This is a genomic window from Arthrobacter tecti, from assembly GCF_054511355.1.
In genome coordinates, this window is sequence record NZ_JBTNCT010000009.1 from 74,631 (window position 1) to 89,550 (window position 14,920).

Sequence of the window (14,920 nt, forward strand, 5' to 3'; positions counted from 1 at the left end):
CTATTGGAGAGTCGATGAGAAACAGAACGGGCTAGCGGACCAGGCAGGGCCTCTTCGGATCGAACGTCCACTCGGGAATCAGGTACTGCATCGAGGCGGCGTCGTCGCGGGCGCCGAGCCCGTGCTCCAGGTACAGTGCGTGTGCTTCGTCAAGCCGGGCTCGGTCCAGCTCGATTCCGAGACCAGGCGCGGAAGGAACCCGGATTTCGCCGCCCTGGATCTGCAACGGATCCCTGGTGAGTCCTTGCCCGTCCTGCCAGATCCAGTGTGTGTCCAGCGCCGTAATCTCACCCGGCGCCGCCGCACCGACGTGCGTGAACATGGCCAGCGAAATATCGAAGTGGTTGTTCGAGTGCGAACCCCACGTCAGCCCGAACTCGTTGCACAGCTGCGCCACGCGGACCGAGCCGGCCATCGTCCAGAAATGCGGATCAGCCAGCGGAATGTCGACGGCGTTGACCCGCACGGTGTGCGCCATCTCGCGCCAGTCGGTGGCAATCATGTTCGTTGCGGTCTGCAGCCCGGTAGCCCGGCGGAATTCGGCCATGACCTCGCGCCCGGAGAACCGGCCCTCAGCACCGCACGGATCCTCGGCATACGCCACGACGCCCTGCATGCGCTTGCCCAGCCGGATCGCGTCTTCGAGCAGCCAGCCGCCGTTCGGGTCGAGCGTGATCCGCGCGTCCGGGAACCGCTGTTTCAGCGCGACGACGGCGTCAACCTCCTCATCTCCCGCCAGCACTCCGCCCTTGAGCTTGAAATCAGCGAATCCGTACCTGGCCTGGGCGGCTTCGGCGAGACGTACGACGGCGTCAGGCGTCATCGCTCCCTCGCGCCGCACGCGCTCCCACCCATCCGCGGAATCCTGCTCGCGCAGATACGGCAGGTCGGTTGAATCCGGGTTGCCTACATAGAAGAGGTACCCGAGCATCGGCACGGCATCGCGCTGCTGCCCGTCACCCAGCAGTTCGGCAACCGGCACGCCGAGGAACTGCCCGTGCACATCCAGCAGTGCCGATTCAAGCGCCGTGACCGCATGGACGGTAGTGCGGAGGTCAAAGGTCTGCAGGCCGCGGCCGCCGGTGTCTCGGTCGGCGAACGTCGACGCGATAAAGCGCGGCAGACTGCGGAACTGGGCAACCGGCTTGCCCGCGAGAATCCGGCCGGCCTCCTCGATCGTGGAACGGATCGCCTCACCGCCGGGCACCTCGCCCAGGCCAGTGCGGCCGTCGGAATCCGTCACGATCACCACGTTGCGCGTGAAGTACGGGCCGTGCGCGCCCGAGAGGTTCAGCAGCATCGAATCGTGCCCGGCGACGGGCACCACCTCGACGACGGCGACAGTCGGCTGGGCGCTCACGCATCCTCCCCGGTGGCTTCCACCGCGGAGGTGGCGCCGCCGTCGTCGGCAAGCTTGAGCGTGCCGTCGATCCGGCGGTTGAGCTTCCAGGGGTTTGCCTGCTTCACCGGCGATGGGAGCAGCGCCTCCGGAATGTTCTGGTAGGCAACCGGACGCAGGAACCGCTCGATAGCGAGGGTACCCACCGACGTCGTCCGGGTGTCAGACGTCGCGGGGAACGGACCGCCGTGCACCATCGCGTGGCCCACTTCGACGCCGGTTGGCCAGCCGTTGGCGAGGATCCGCCCAACCTTACGCTCCAGGACGGGAAGGACGCCTGCAACGGTTGCGTGATCCGATTCCGTCAAGTGCAGAGTGGCCGTCAACTGCCCCTCGAGGCGCTTGGCTGCGGCGATCAGTTCCTCCGTCGAGGAGTAGCGGACCACCAGTGACGCCGCGCCGAAGATTTCCTCGTGCAGGACCGGGTTGTTGAGGAACGTCGGTGCACTCGTTCCGTAGACAACGGGAGCCGGTGCGTTCTCGGTGCTGCCGCGTGCTCCCTGGGCCACGAGTTCGACGCCGTCCTGCGCACCGAGTGCTTCAACACCCGAATTCCAGGAATCGGCGATTCCGCGGGTCAGCATGGTCTGTCCCGCCGCAGGCGTCATCGCACGGTTGACGGCGGCGAGGAAGTTGTCGCCGGCGTCGCCCGACGGTACGAACACCAGCCCGGGCGCGGTGCAGAGTTGCCCGCTTGAGCCGGTGACGGAGGTGACGTAAGCCGTGGCGAGGTCTTCGAGGTCACCCTGCAGTGCGCCTTCGAAGAACAGCACCGGGTTGATCGAGCTCATTTCCGCGTACACCGGGATGGGCTCGGGCCGGGCAGCAGCGGTGGCGACCAGCGCTGTTCCGCCGGACCGCGAACCGGTGAACCCGACCGCCTTGATCGCCGGGTCAGCGACGAGGGCCTGGCCAATACTGGCACCGGGACCGTAGATGAGGGAGAAGACGCCCGGGTGGAGGCCGGCGTCGTGCACTGCTTCTGTGATGGCGCGGCCAACAATCTCGCTCGTGCCCGGGTGCGCGTTGTGCGCCTTGAAGACCACGGGGCAGCCTGCCGCGAGCGCGGACGCGGTGTCCCCGCCGGCCGTGGAGAAGGCGAGCGGGAAGTTGCTGGCACCGAACACGGCTACGGGTCCGATAGCCACCTTGCGCTGGCGGATGTCCGCACGCGGCAGCGGAGTCCGGTCGGGCTGCGCCGGGTCGATGCGGACGCCGCGGTGGTCACCCTGCCGGACAACGGAGGCGAAGAGCCGCAGCTGGCCTGTGGTGCGGGCAAGCTCTCCGCGGAGGCGTGGCTCGGGGAGGCCGGTCTCGGTCATCGCGCGGGCCACGAGTTCCTCGCCGGTGGCTTCGATCTTTTCTGCGATGCTGTCCAGGAAGGCGGCATGGCTCTCCGGATCGAGACTGCCGAAGGAGTCGAAAGCCTCATCGGCAGCTGCGGTGGCGGCCCTCAGCTGCGCTTCGTCGATCAGGGAATAGGCGGGTTCGAGGGTTTCATTGGTCGACGGATCGAAGCCGTGGACGGTCTTGCCGTTGCCTGCCGTAGTCTGCCCGGCGATGATCGAGTGGCCCTGAAGGGTTGCGTGCTTGGTTGGCATGGGAGCTCCTTTATGGGGATGAATCAGACGTTCGTCGAACGGCGTTTTTCAGACGGCGGGCAGGGCGGCCTCGGCCGGTCGGACACCGGTGGTGTCGGCCGGTCGGACACCGGCGGCGTCGATGAGCGCGGACAGGTCGGCGAGGTCAGCTTCGGTGAGGTCCTGCAGGGGTGGCCGCACTCCCCCGGCGTCGCGGCCGATCGCCTTGAGTCCGCCCTTGACGATGGAAACCCCATAACCTTTAACGCGGTCGCGGATCTCCAGGTACGGAAGCACGAAGCGGTCGAGCTTCTCGGTGACTGCGGCGCGGTCCTGCCTGCGGACGTCCCGGTAGAACTCAAGTGCAAACTCTGGTGCGAAGTTGTACAGCGCGGAGGAATAGGTGCTCATGCCCAGCTGTAACAGCGGGAGAGCGAACGTCTCCGCGGTGGGAAGACCGCCCAGGTAGAAGAGCCGGTCACCGTTGCGTACGTAGACCTTGGTGAGGTGCTCGATATCACCGATGGCGTCCTTGAAGCCGATAAAGTTCGGGTGCCTCTCGGCCAGCCGCGCGACCGTCTCCGCTGAGTAGATGGCATTGGCACGGTTGTAGACGATCACACCGACCGACGTAGCTGAGCACACCGCGCTGACGTGCGTGAAAAGCCCGTGCTGGTCGCACTCCGTGAGGTAAGGCGGAAGGAGGAGCAAGCCCTCAGCGCCGGCGGCATCGGCATCCTGGGCGTTCTGTACGGCTTGCGCCGTTGACCCTCCGGCGGATGCCAGGACCGGAACCTTGTCGCCGACTTCCTCGACCGCGATCCGGACCACCCGGGATGCCTCGGCGGGGGTCAAGCTGAAACCTTCACCGGTGCCGCCGGCAGCAAAGAGGCCTGCGACGTCGAAGCTCGCCTGCCATGCCAGGTGGCGCCGGTAGGCGTCCTCATCCAGCGTCAAGTCCGGCGCAAACGCGGTGACCGGGAAGGACAGCAGCCCGTTCTTGAGGGTGTCGGCGAGTTCGGAGGGCGTGTATTTGGCCACTGTGCATCTTCCTTCGGGCAATCGCCGGGCGGCGTTTATGGGGCTGCTCTCAGCCTAGGAAGCGAACATGATGCCTGTCTAAGCCCATTTTTGAATGGATTGATGCACTCCGAGCATCACACATCCGTCCAACTGATGACTTCAAGCAGCCTTCCCAGCGCCGGATTCCGAATTTCCCGGTTCCAGATGGCATAAAGCTCGACGGCGTCGGGCTCGATGTCTGCCAGCCTCAGGTAGGAGACGCCCTCCACGCCGAGAAGGCTGGATGATTCGGGAACGAACGCCACGCCCCTGCCTGCTGCCACCAGCGCAACCATCGTGAGAATCTGGCTGACCGTGTGAACCACATTGGAGTGTTCCACCGGAATGTTCCGCACCACGAGGTCATAAAAGTACCGGGCGTGCGTGGGCGAATGCATGATCAGCGGTACACCCTTCAGGTCCGCAACGGTCAGTGACCTGTTCAACCGGTCGAGTTCATGACCGGTCGGCACAGCGAGCTGCAGGTCCTCGGTGAAGAGGAGGTGCGACTCGAAGGTGTCAACGTCGAAGGCCGGCCGCGCGAGCCCGAGATCGAGGTCGCCGTCGTTGATCGCCGCCACCTGCTCACCGGTGACAAGTTCCTGAAGTTCGACGTCGACGTCGGGCAGTTCCGTTGCGATCTCGGTGAGCAGTGGTCCCAGGAGGCTGAATCCGGAGGCCGCCGTAAAGCCGATCCGAAGCTGGCCGGACTTGCCCGCGGCGATGCGACGCGCCGTCGTCGGCGCCCGTTCCGCTGCCACGACCAGCTTCCGCGCTTCGGCGAGGAAGGCGCGGCCGGCAGCCGTGAGGGAAACCTTTCGGTTGTCCCGCTCCAAGAGTTCGACGCCGATGCTGCGCTCCAGTTTCTGGATTTGCCGGCTGAGCGGCGGCTGGGTCATGTTGAGCCGCTCAGCCGCGCGTCCGAAGTGAAGTTCTTCGGCGACTGCGACGAAGCTGCGGGCTTGGTCGAGCGTAAACATAATGCCCTCCGGGTATCACTCCATGCATATATGGGCTTGGACATGCATCATAGCCCGTCCCTAAGCTCGAGCTTAGGGTCGCAAGTGAGTGCCATCACAGAACGTCCGCATAACCCAGCAAAGATTCATAGTAAGAACAACGCCGTTCCCGAACGAGGAGTACAAGCCGTGAAAGCATCACCTACCCGCCGCACCCTGATAGCCACAACCGCTTCCGCCGCCGTGCTGGCGCTTTCAGCCTGCGGCGGCAACGTAGGTGGCGGCTCAGCGAACACCGAGGAATACCCGAGCGGCCCGGTCACCATCACGGTTGGGCAGGATGCCGGTGGATCAACGGACCGCATCGCCCGCGCGATCGGTGAAGGAATGGCCGAAGACCTCGGCGTTGCAGTGCCCGTAGTCAACAAGGCCGGAGCGAACGGAGCCCTGGCCACCAAGGAAGTTGCCGGCATGGAGGCGGACGGGCACAATCTCATTCTCCTCAACGCCTCGCTCATCACCATCACTCCGCTGGCCGTCGGCGAAGACGAGGCAGTCAATCTCGACAACCTCGATGTCATCGCAGGTCTCTCCCAGGACGACTACGTACTGGTCGCCAGCCCGGAGTCCGGCTTCGAAACCCTCGCTGACATCCAGGCAAGCAGCGGCGAGCTGAACTTCGGCACCACCGGCGTGGGCACCGGTTCGCAGCTGGCACAGGCGGTGTTGTTCGCCCAGGCTGAGATCGACGGGACAGCTGTCCCGTTCGATTCCGGCTCACCGGCACTGACCGCCGTCATGGGCGACCAGGTTGACGTGTCCACGATCCAGCTCGGCGAAGCGCTCCCCCAGATCGAGGCCGGCACCGTCACCCCGATCGTCACGTTCGCCGAAGAGCGCAGCGAATTCCTTCCCGACGTACCGACCGCCATCGAAGAGGGGTACGAGGTTCCCGTTTCGCAGTACCGAGCCCTCGCGGCACCGAAAGGCTTGCCGGAAGATGTGAAGGCACGCCTCGTGGAGTCTGTCGAGACCGTCCAGGCCACGGAGGCCTACCAGACCTTCAACCAGGAAAACATCCTTACCCCGTGGGAAGTATCCGGCGAAGAGGTTGTCGAGGAGTGGGAAACCCTCGCTGAGCAGTACCAGGCGCTTGTCGAGGAATACGACATCTCGCTCTCCGGCGAGTAGCACGCCACCCTTTGTCCCAGCCGAGACCATCAGCTGAAATGAGCATCACCATGAAACGGAAGCGCGACGACGAAGCCGGCGCCAAGGATGACGTCATTGACGCACCGGACCTGACGCCTGAAGAACTCGCTGCCGAATGGGCGGCGGAGTCCCCGCCGCCGGCCGGGCCGGTAGCCAACCTCGCCGCCTCACTGGTGGCGGCCGGCGTCGGCGTTACAGGCATGGTCATCGCCGTCGGTCTCAGCCTGGGCACACCGGGCTACCCCAGCCCCGGGACGTGGCCGTTCATCATCGGCCTCGTCATCACCGTCCTCGCGTTCGCGCAGCTGCTGGTCGGCCGGCGCGGAGGCGTGGACGGGGAGAAGTTTTCCCCTCTGTCCCGGATGGCAGGATTCGGGTTCGTCACCCTGCTGGCCATGGTCGCGCTGATGCCCGTCATCGGCTTCGAAATTCCGTCCCTGCTGCTGTGCTTCGTCTGGATGAAATTCCTTGGCGGTGAAACGTGGCGGTCGGCGACCATCTACTCGGTGGTGGTCGTCGCGGCCTTCTACGCGATTTTCATCCTCGCCCTGGGGACTTCGATCCCCCACCTGTTCTAAGTCTTCCGGACCAAAGGATCTGCAATGGACTTCCTGAACCCGGTCATTGACGGCTTCGGCGTCGTCGTCGACCCGATGAACCTGCTCTACTGCCTGATGGGCGTAGTGATCGGAATGCTGATCGGCGTCCTTCCCGGACTTGGCCCAGCGGCGACGATCGCCATCCTGCTCCCCCTGACCTACGGCGTCGAACCGGTCACCGCGATCATCATGCTCGCCGGCATCTTCTACGGCGCCCAGTACGGCGGAACGATCACCTCCGTCCTGCTGCGGCTTCCCGGCGAGGCCAGTTCCGTAGTGACTGTGTTCGACGGCTACGTGCTCGCGAAGCAGGGCCGCGCTGGTACCGCACTGGGGATCGCGGCGATCGGTTCGTTCATCGGCGGCACTGTTTCGATTATCGGCCTCACGTTCCTGGCGCCGCTGGTTGCAAGCTTCGCCCTCGATTTCGGGCCGCCCGAGTATACGGCGCTCGCACTGGTGGGCATCCTGCTGGTCTCAACCATCAGTGGCGGAACCCGCATCAAGGCATTGATCGCGGCCTCGATCGGGCTTCTGCTCGCGACGGTTGGCCGGGACGCGTTCACCGGCGCGGAGCGCTTCACGTTCGGCAACCTCAGCCTGGCGGACGGCATTGACTTCGTTCCTGTTGCGATGGGCCTGTTCGGCGTCGGCGAGATCCTCTACAACCTGGAGGAGCGTCACCGTGCCGCGAGTGCGCCGGCGAAGGTCGCCAACGTGTGGCCGTCACGGGCGGACCTCCGGCAGTCCTCCGGTGCTATTGGCCGCGGGTCTGTCCTTGGCTTCTTCCTCGGCATCCTGCCCGGTGGCGGCGCGACCATCTCCTCAATGGCGGCCTACGCCGTCGAGAAGAAGCGGGCAAAGGACCCTTCCCGCTTCGGCAAGGGAGCGATTGAGGGCGTTGCCGGTCCGGAGACCGCCAACAACGCCGCTGCCACCAGCTCGTTCATACCGTTGCTCACCCTCGGCATCCCCGCCAACGCCACCATGGCAATAATCTTTGGAGCGCTCCTCATCCAGGGCGTCACGCCCGGCCCGCAGCTGATCTCCGAGGACCCTGAGCTGTTCTGGGGCGTAGTGAACTCGATGTACATCGGCAACATCCTGCTGCTGATCCTGTCCATTCCGTTGGTGGGCCTGTTCGTGAAGATCCTTCGGGTCCGCGGCGCGATTCTCGCCCCAATCACTGCCCTCATCACGATCCTGGGCGCCTACACCATCCGCAACTCCATGTTCGATGTGCTGCTTGTGGTCCTCTTCGGAGCCCTCGGCTACCTCATGAAGAAGTTCGGCTTCGAACCGGGCCCGCTGGTACTGGCTTTTGTCCTCGGCGCCCTGCTCGAGGACAACCTCCGGCGATCGCTGCTGGTCCTTGACGGCGACGTGTCAGGTTTCCTGGGCCGCCCCATCTCGGCAGTGTTGCTGGTGGTCTTCGTCCTGGTTGCCGTGCTTCCGATCATCAAGTCGGCCACAGCCAAGCGCCGCGACCGCAAACCCGCCCACATCAGCGCAGATTCCTAGGAGATATCGATGAGCATCATGGTTGGCTACGTGCCCACTCCCGTCGGCGAAGCTGCAGTGGCCTCGGCCATCAGCGAAGCGAAGCTCCGCGACGAGGAACTCTTGATCGTGAACTCCGTGCGTGAAGGCTCGCGGGTGGACAAGTCGGTTGCCAGCGAGGATGACCTCGCGCGTTTACGGGCATCGGCCGACGACGCCGGCATCACCGCGTGCATTTTGCGGCCCTCCCACAGGGATGACCTTGCGGACGAAATCCTGGAACTCGCCGTCGAGCACGATGTCTCACTGATCGTCATCGGCCTGCGCCAGCGGACCCAGGTCGGCAAGTTCATCATGGGTTCGCACGCCCAGCGGATCCTGCTGCAGGCGGACCGGCCGGTCCTCGCCGTGAAGCCGGACGGGCGGGACTGAGGCGCGCTGTCGCCGTCGTCGTCGTCGTCGTTCCGGTTCTTCCCGTCCGTCTCCGTGTCTCTCGCGCCCCCTCCCGCCTTTGTCCCCTCCTGCGCCGATTTCGTGCAGGTCTGAGGGGCATCGCTGCTGAATCCGCGGCGTGTCTTGAGCGACACGCCGACATCCGGTCTCAAACCTGCGCGGGATCGTTCCGCGGGGCAGCTCGATCTCACGTCGAAACTGCTCTTGGGATCAGATGATGCTCGTAGGCATACGCCACGATCTGAATGCGGTTCAGGAGCGATAACTTGTTCAGGATCGACCGGACATCCGACTTCACCGTGGCCGCTGAGACGTACACTCTTTTCGCGATATCCGAGTTGCTCAATCCTTTGGCTGCGAGAAGAAAAATGTCCTTCTCCCGAGGAGTCAGCGCGGCTATTGCCTCGAGCTGTGGAGCTGGTTCCCGAGCGGGCCCAGTGTCCTGCGCATGGGTGAACAGATCGTGGGTTGCTTCCGGTGCTATGACTGCGAAACCTGAATTCACGGTACGGATTGCTGCGAGCAGGAACTCCGGCTCGGCACTCTTGAGCACGTACCCGCTAGCGCCCGACCGGATAGCATCAATTGCTGCCCGATCCCGATTGAACGTGGTCAAAGCAATGATCTTCGGCCCCTCATGGTCCGCTTCTTGCCCGGCGGTGATCGCCGATGTCGCGACTATTCCATTCATCAATGGCATTCGCAGGTCCATCAGAATGATGTCCGGGCTGCGTGTAGCAGCAAGGGCAACAGCTGCCTCACCGTCACCCGCGGTTGCGCACACGACCATGTCTTGCTGTGAATCGATGAGCATCTGCAGGCCGGCAAGGAACACCGGCTGATCATCAACGACGGCTACCCGGATTGGCTCTGCTTCCCCCGTCATGCGTGATCCACCGAAGATGCCATCAGCTCAGGGGCGGCATCGCTCATACCTCTGTACGGAATGAACACGGTGACGCGGAAGCCAGTGGAGTCGGGTTCGGCAGTGAGCCAGCCACCTGCCGTGCGTGCCCGGTCCTTCATTCCCGCTATGCCGCGTCCTTCGCCAAGCGGCGCGATTGTTCCGGTTTCGCGATTGGATGTGCCCGCGGTGATGATTTGAACCGACAGGCCCGGCCCGCTCCAGTCCATGCCTATCGTGACATCTGCTCCAGGAGCATGCCTGATGGTGTTGGTAAGGCTCTCCTGGATGATGCGGTAGATCGACAGTTCCTGCGTACCCGTGAGTTCGCGATGTGGACCGTCGTCGGTGAAGTCCACCCTGAGCCCACCAGCGCACATCCTTTCCACAAGGTCAGAAATATCGGCCACTCCTTGTTGCTTACGCCGCGGGAGATCATCACCGACTCCATCGATGACAAACTGTGCTTCGACCAGCGCATGTCTCGCTGCCTTGGCGATCTCCTCCAGGGACACCCCCACCGGCGAGGTCAGTCCCTCGCTGGCGTACCGCGCACCATCCGCCTGCATGGAAATGACAGCGAGCGAGTGTGCCAGCACGTCGTGCAGTTCCTGGGAAATACGGCCGCGTTCCCTTTCAAGACTCAGTTCTACCTCAGCTGCCCGAAGTTCCTGGTCCGCCCTGACCCGGTCGGCGAGAAAGCGCTTTCGGTCGGCCAGCATCCGCAGCAGAAAACCCGCGAGCCAGATACCCAGCATCACGATCGAGCACTGGATGAAACCCGCGAGCCACCCATCCAAGAGTTCCAGGAATGTGGGACTCCACCAGAGATTGATGACCTAGCGCGAGATATACAGGCCGGATGCCAGGCCAGCAAAGAGGGTGGCTCCCGCAAGCCCGATCATCCGCACGCGGGAGCACGAACTGTTTCCCATAAAGAAGAACACGAGACCGAATCCACCGTAGGTGTACGTGTCATCTGCCGCTGTGAAAATGAACGGCCAAAAGAACTGTGACACCAAGAGCAGCCCGGCGGCCATTAGGGCCTGCAAGGGGAACCGTTCAGAAAGCGCAATCGCGGCGGCGAGGAGCAGGGCTGACAGGACGCCCGGCACTCCCTGTCCAAACCCGGTGTAGGTGGGAATTGCTCCCGAACACCACACCAAGAAGAACATCGCACCAAGGAGAATCGCACCCACACGCCGCACGGCGCGCATCGAAAAGTTCATGCATTAACGCTATGCCTTGGCTTCGGATCCGCACTCCGAACCGCTCCGTTCCTGCCTGAAACGGTGGGCGTTCTAGCCGGAGGGCTGAACATCGTCCCAAGCGCGTGTCGCGGTCGGTGCTATAAGCCCAGACACGGTATAAGAATCGAGAGCGAGAGGTCAGGAACCGCCGTCGATCAGTTCCTCAATCACATCTGCGAGTTGACCGACCGGCCGCCTGCCGTCCAGCTCAACGGTGGCTCCTCGTCGTAGCAGTGGTTCGACCGTTTCGAGGTAGGCAGCGATTTCCGCCTGCTGTTCAACGGTCTTGCCATAGGGATTGTTGGTGCGGTTCTTCACCCGCTCGAGCAATACTTCCAGCGGTGCGCTCAGCAGGACGATGTGATCGAAACGGTCATAAAATTGCCCTTGATTGTCGACGGTGCCGCTGACGACGACGTTCGCGTATTCGGCGAGCAACTGGTCCATCCGGGCTTCGTCCCACGTGCCATTGGGCAGCTCCCAACCGTCGTAATCCGTGTCCACCGTGAAATGACCTCGCTGACGAAGTTCCTCCAGGACTGTGCTCTTGCCGGTTCCTGACATCCCAGTTAGCAATAAGCGCGCCACGATGCCGACTGTAGCCCAGCTCCGTAGACATCGCCTTAGTTGAACACCGACCAGCAGATATCGTTGCGCAACCTCTGATCATCCAGAACCAGCTCCCGTATCTCATCCGGAAGCTGGCGCCGCTGCCATTGGCACTCACGTTCGCCCGCTGCCGTGCTGAACTTTTCCGGCACATCAGCGCGTACAGCCTTGATCGCGTAGGCAGCGGCGCCCAACTCATGCGCGGCAACGTGGGCAACCGCACCAGCCTGACCAGCCGCATATGCGGCGTGACGTGCCCGGCCACGCAAGTCTCTGGCTGCCCCCATTGCATGACCACCCGCCGCACGCGATTGCATCATGCCAACCTCGCCACGCGTCCAAGCCCGAACGTGCTCAATGGCTTCGCGTGGCCGTGGATCCCCGGGCTGCGCGGACTCAAAAAGATGGAGAACATGCTCCGCACACGTCGCAGCCCACAGAGCAAGCAGCCGGTGATCTGCATCCGTAAGGCTCCCGCCGCGGCGGATCGTGACGAATCGCGGGTCCCGGACACTCGGAAGAATCATGAATCAAACACCCCGATCGCTGGAAGAGCTGTGTGCGTGACGGCCAACCTACGAGACTTCACTTATTGCCGCCGGGCTTTGAAGATCATCACCGGGTCATCCTCCTGAAATGGCTTCCTGGAGCAGCTCCCCCACACAATTTCGACGTCGAAACCGGCGGCGACCAGATCTTTCGTAAGGGATTCTCTGTCCCGGAAGGCGAGAGTCAGGTTCTCGACCACATGATCGCCGGTGTCTTCAAAGACATTATGGAACGCAAACGTGACTTCGCCGTTCCCGTTGAGGTCGGAAACCTCCGCCCACTCAGTGAGCGGACCGTGAGGGGTGTCCCTGACCGTGCGATCGTCCGACTTCCAAGACTCCCACGCGCGTGCCTCCGGGTTGCGACTCTCGAAAGCGAGAACACCTCCGGGGCGCAGTGCCTGATGCAGGTCCGCCAAGGTGCGCGGCCAGGCGTCGCCGAGGATATGCTGCGCCACGTTCCCGGTCATGACGGCGTAGTCAGCGTCCCGTACGTCGATTCCGCCGGAATCACCCTGTACCCAGCGAATAGAAGCAGCTCCCGCACGGGATCGGGCGTAATTGAGCATTGTCACCGAAGGATCCACCCCGAGTACGTGTCGCTCCCGTCCAGCCAGGCTCACAGTCAGCAGGCCGGTCCCACAGCCGAGGTCAACGATCGAGCGAGCATCGACTTCGTCAGCCAGGGCCCGATAGAGCTCGTGATCCGGTCCATCCGGATTGTCGACGTCGTACAGTTCGATGAGCCGTTCGTCGTAATCAGCCATGATGCCGAGCCTACCGCTCGAGGAGGGAACCGCCGTCGTCGTCGATTCGGTGCAGGTCTGCCGGGTGAAAGAGGCGAAACCGCGGCGTGTCGCCGTGGACACGCCGGAGACGCGGCTCGTACCTGCACGGAATCGACAAGGGGAAGCGGGCTACACTCCCTGCCCGGACTCCGCGTCCAACCGGTGCCGCGACTGAGTGAGGTGCAGGCGCATGGCAGCGGCGGCAGCCAGCGCATCCCCTGCGGCAATCGCATTCCGGACGGCGCCATGCTCCGCGGCAACCCGCTGCAGCCGTTCGGACTGCCCGCCGTCGGGCGCTGCCTCGAGCCGTTGCGGCGGCATGGCAATCATCGCCGGGCCAAGGGAGACGACGGCGTCAACGAAGTACGCGTTCGAACTCGCCTCCGCCACCGCCCGGTGGAACGCGAAATCGCAGGACACCGCCGTAGCCGCATGATTGCCCGCGGCATTGAACGCAGCAAGTGCGTCATCCATGGCGGCAATGCGCTCCGGCGTGCAATGCACCGCGGCAAGCGCAGCCGCTTCAGACTCGAACCCGATCCGGAACGCCAGCAAAGCCCGGCGCTCCTCCAGCGTGCGCGGACGCCGCATGCCGCCGGCCGACTCGTCGGACGCCGGCGGTGTCAGCGCAAAACTGCCGCTGCCCCGCCGCGTATAGACCAGCCCCTCAGCGTGCAGCCGGGAGATCGCCTCACGCGCGACCGTCCGGCTCACCCCAAACTCGGCGATCAGCGAACTTTCGCTCGGCAGCTTCTCGCCCGAAGGAATGGTTCCGTCGACGATGCGACGGCGCAGGCTTTCCACCAGGGAGGCGGCCAGGGTCTGTTTCATGGTCTCAATGCTGGCACGGCTCAGCGCACGCCGAACTCAACGGTATCGGTGGTCCAGGCACGAGCCTGGTCGCTGAACGTGATGCCCAGGCCCGGACGGTCCGGCACAACCATCCGGCCGTCGCGGGTCTCCAGTCGCTCATTGAACAGCGGGTCCAACCAGTCGAAGTGCTCCACCCACGGCTCACGCGGGTAGGCCGCTGCGAGGTGCAGATGGATCTCCATCGCGAAGTGCGGCGCCAGGTCCAGGCCGGCCTGGTCAGCCAAGGTCGCCAGCCGCAGGAACTGAGTGATCCCCCCGACGCGCGGTGCATCTGGCTGGATGATGTCGCACGCGCGGGTTGCGATCAGTCGCTCATGCTCAGCCACGGAGGCCAGCATTTCACCCGTCGCAATGGGCGTATCAAGTGCGGCTGCGAGCGCGGCGTGACCCTCAGCGTCGTAAGCGTCCAATGGCTCCTCAATCCAGACGAGGTCAAACTGCTCAAGCTTGCGGCCCATCCGCAGTGCCGTGGCACGGTCCCACTGCTGGTTCGCGTCCACCATCAGCGGGACATCCGGGCCAATGTGCTCGCGGACCGCGGCGACGCGGCGCAGGTCCTCGGCGGAATCCGGCAGCCCGACCTTGATCTTGATGCCGCCGATCCCCTCCTCAATCGATTGCGTGGCACGTGCTTTGACCTCGTCAACGGAGGCATTGAGGAAGCCGCCGGAAGTGTTGTAGGTACGCACCGAATCCCGGTAGGCACCGAGGAACTTCGCGAGCGGCAGCCCGGCCCGCTTGGACTTGAGGTCATAGAGCGAGACGTCGAGAGCCGCGAGCGCCTGTGTCGCAACCCCGGAACGGCCCACCGAAGCACCGGCCCAGAGCAACTTGTTATACAGCTTCGCGATGTCGTTGGGGTCCTCGCCGATCATGCCGTCGGCCACTTCACGGGCATGGGCGTACTGTGCGGGTCCGCCGGCACGCTTCGAGTAGGAGAACCCGAGGCCGGAGTGACCCTGCTCGGTGGTGATCTCGGCAAAGAGGAAAACCACCTCGGTCATGGGCTTCTGCCGGCCGGTAAAAACCTTGGCGTCGGAGATCGGGGTCGCGAGCGGCAGCGTTGCCGTGGAGAGTTTGACGTGGCGGATCGCATCGGGCGAGTAAGTCATCACAGGCACCTTCAAGAGGACGGAACGGATAACTTATCGTATAGCTAGCAAAGTTATATGACAAGTACGGTT

Annotated in this window: 16 protein-coding genes; 4 read left to right on the forward strand and 12 right to left on the reverse strand. The window is 63.8% G+C overall.

Annotated features, from left to right (window positions below):
* Nucleotides 1–31: 31 nt before the first annotated feature.
* The 4 genes from ACX80C_RS11670 to ACX80C_RS11685 form a co-directional block, all read right to left on the reverse strand.
* Complete coding sequence (locus ACX80C_RS11670) at nucleotides 32–1,360, reverse strand: enolase C-terminal domain-like protein (RefSeq protein WP_459326639.1); 1,329 nt, start codon at nucleotides 1,358–1,360, stop codon at nucleotides 32–34.
* Nucleotides 1,357–3,000 (reverse strand): aldehyde dehydrogenase (NADP(+)), encoded by a 1,644-nt coding sequence (locus ACX80C_RS11675; RefSeq protein ID WP_459326640.1) that lies wholly within the window; start codon nucleotides 2,998–3,000, stop codon nucleotides 1,357–1,359. The genes ACX80C_RS11670 and ACX80C_RS11675 overlap by 4 nt, the downstream gene beginning before the upstream one ends.
* Nucleotides 3,001–3,048: 48 nt before the next feature.
* Nucleotides 3,049–4,020 (reverse strand): 5-dehydro-4-deoxyglucarate dehydratase, encoded by a 972-nt coding sequence (kdgD, locus tag ACX80C_RS11680; RefSeq protein WP_459326641.1) that lies wholly within the window; start codon nucleotides 4,018–4,020, stop codon nucleotides 3,049–3,051.
* A gap of 116 nt (nucleotides 4,021–4,136) precedes the next feature.
* Entirely contained in the window at nucleotides 4,137–5,021 is an 885-nt protein-coding gene (locus ACX80C_RS11685) for a LysR family transcriptional regulator (RefSeq protein WP_459326642.1), read from the reverse strand.
* A 168-nt stretch (nucleotides 5,022–5,189) separates the two neighbouring features.
* Between ACX80C_RS11685 and ACX80C_RS11690 the strand changes: the two genes are divergently transcribed.
* Genes ACX80C_RS11690 through ACX80C_RS11705 form a run of 4 tightly spaced genes read left to right on the forward strand, consistent with a single transcriptional unit; the run spans nucleotide 5,190 to nucleotide 8,743 of the window.
* Nucleotides 5,190–6,191 (forward strand): tripartite tricarboxylate transporter substrate binding protein, encoded by a 1,002-nt coding sequence (locus ACX80C_RS11690; protein ID WP_459326643.1) that lies wholly within the window; start codon nucleotides 5,190–5,192, stop codon nucleotides 6,189–6,191.
* 38 nt (nucleotides 6,192–6,229) lie between these two features.
* A complete protein-coding gene (locus ACX80C_RS11695; protein ID WP_459326644.1) occupies nucleotides 6,230–6,790 on the forward strand; it encodes a tripartite tricarboxylate transporter TctB family protein in 561 nt (186 codons plus the stop codon).
* A gap of 24 nt (nucleotides 6,791–6,814) precedes the next feature.
* Nucleotides 6,815–8,332 carry a tripartite tricarboxylate transporter permease gene (locus ACX80C_RS11700; RefSeq protein WP_459326645.1) on the forward strand — a complete coding sequence of 506 codons (1,518 nt, stop codon included), beginning with the start codon at nucleotides 6,815–6,817 and terminating at the stop codon, nucleotides 8,330–8,332.
* Between the two features lie 9 nt (nucleotides 8,333–8,341).
* Nucleotides 8,342–8,743, forward strand: a complete 402-nt coding sequence (locus ACX80C_RS11705) for a universal stress protein (RefSeq protein WP_459326646.1) — start codon at nucleotides 8,342–8,344, stop codon at nucleotides 8,741–8,743.
* 208 nt (nucleotides 8,744–8,951) lie between these two features.
* Here ACX80C_RS11705 and ACX80C_RS11710 read toward each other — a convergent pair whose 3' ends face one another.
* From ACX80C_RS11710 to ACX80C_RS11745, 8 genes are all read right to left on the reverse strand, one after another.
* On the reverse strand, nucleotides 8,952–9,650 hold the full coding sequence (locus ACX80C_RS11710) for a response regulator (protein ID WP_459326647.1): 699 nt from the start codon (nucleotides 9,648–9,650) through the stop codon (nucleotides 8,952–8,954).
* Nucleotides 9,647–10,426, reverse strand: a complete 780-nt coding sequence (locus ACX80C_RS11715; protein ID WP_459326690.1) for a sensor histidine kinase — start codon at nucleotides 10,424–10,426, stop codon at nucleotides 9,647–9,649. The genes ACX80C_RS11710 and ACX80C_RS11715 overlap by 4 nt, the downstream gene beginning before the upstream one ends.
* Before the next feature lie 81 nt (nucleotides 10,427–10,507).
* Nucleotides 10,508–10,897, reverse strand: a complete 390-nt coding sequence (locus ACX80C_RS11720; RefSeq protein ID WP_459326648.1) for a hypothetical protein — start codon at nucleotides 10,895–10,897, stop codon at nucleotides 10,508–10,510.
* Nucleotides 10,898–11,056: 159 nt separating this feature from the next.
* Nucleotides 11,057–11,506: an AAA family ATPase gene (locus ACX80C_RS11725; protein ID WP_459326649.1), complete on the reverse strand. Its 450-nt coding sequence runs from the start codon at nucleotides 11,504–11,506 to the stop codon at nucleotides 11,057–11,059.
* Between the two features lie 35 nt (nucleotides 11,507–11,541).
* A complete protein-coding gene (locus ACX80C_RS11730) occupies nucleotides 11,542–12,054 on the reverse strand; it encodes a putative immunity protein (RefSeq protein ID WP_459326650.1) in 513 nt (170 codons plus the stop codon).
* A 62-nt stretch (nucleotides 12,055–12,116) separates the two neighbouring features.
* Nucleotides 12,117–12,842 carry a class I SAM-dependent methyltransferase gene (locus tag ACX80C_RS11735; protein ID WP_459326651.1) on the reverse strand — a complete coding sequence of 242 codons (726 nt, stop codon included), beginning with the start codon at nucleotides 12,840–12,842 and terminating at the stop codon, nucleotides 12,117–12,119.
* A gap of 150 nt (nucleotides 12,843–12,992) precedes the next feature.
* Nucleotides 12,993–13,694, reverse strand: coding sequence for a FadR/GntR family transcriptional regulator (locus tag ACX80C_RS11740; RefSeq protein ID WP_459326652.1), 702 nt, complete (start codon nucleotides 13,692–13,694; stop codon nucleotides 12,993–12,995).
* Between the two features lie 20 nt (nucleotides 13,695–13,714).
* Nucleotides 13,715–14,848, reverse strand: coding sequence for an L-talarate/galactarate dehydratase (locus tag ACX80C_RS11745; RefSeq protein WP_459326653.1), 1,134 nt, complete (start codon nucleotides 14,846–14,848; stop codon nucleotides 13,715–13,717).
* Nucleotides 14,849–14,920: the final 72 nt, after the last annotated feature.